Origin of the sequence: Streptomyces chilikensis (assembly GCF_001642695.1) — a bacterium.
Taxonomy (GTDB): domain Bacteria; phylum Actinomycetota; class Actinomycetes; order Streptomycetales; family Streptomycetaceae; genus Streptomyces; species Streptomyces chilikensis.
Genome location: NZ_LWCC02000005.1, coordinates 578,550 through 579,168 on the forward strand (window position 1 = coordinate 578,550; position 619 = coordinate 579,168).

At 73.5% G+C, this 619-nt stretch carries 1 protein-coding gene; it reads left to right on the forward strand.

Annotated features, from left to right (window positions below):
* Positions 1–619: ketoacyl-synthetase C-terminal extension domain-containing protein (locus A2U95_RS02775; RefSeq protein WP_166024738.1), on the forward strand; the 619-nt coding region annotated here is incomplete at both ends.

Below are 619 nucleotides of genomic sequence, written 5' to 3' on the forward strand. Positions count from 1 at the left end.
CGATCAACCAGGACGGCGCCAGCAACGGTCTCACCGCCCCCAACGGGCCCGCCCAGCAGCGCGTCATCCGCGCCGCCCTCGCCGACGCGAAGGTCTCCGCGGACCAGGTCGACGTCGTCGAGGCGCACGGCACGGGAACCTCCCTGGGCGACCCCATCGAGGCACAGGCACTGCTCGCCACCTACGGGCAGGAGAGGCCGGAAGGCCGGCCGCTCCTGCTGGGCTCGGTGAAGTCCAACATCGGTCACACCCAGGCCGCGGCGGGCGTCGCCGGCGTCATCAAGATGGTGCTGGCGATGCGCCACGGCGTGCTGCCGGAGAGCCTCCACATCGACGAGCCCTCCACCCACGTCGACTGGACCGCGGGCGCGGTCGAGCTGATCGACGCACAGCGTTCGTGGCCGGAGACCGGCGGGCCGCGCCGGGCCGGCGTCTCCTCGTTCGGCATCAGCGGCACCAACGCGCACGTGATCCTCGAACAGGCGCCCGCCGAGGAACCGCAGGCCGGGACCGAACAGGGCCCGGTGACGTCCCGCGGCGTGATGCCGTGGGTGCTGTCGGGCAAGTCCGAGGCCGCGGTGCGCGCGCAGGCGGAGCGGCTGCTCACGCACGTCCGGGA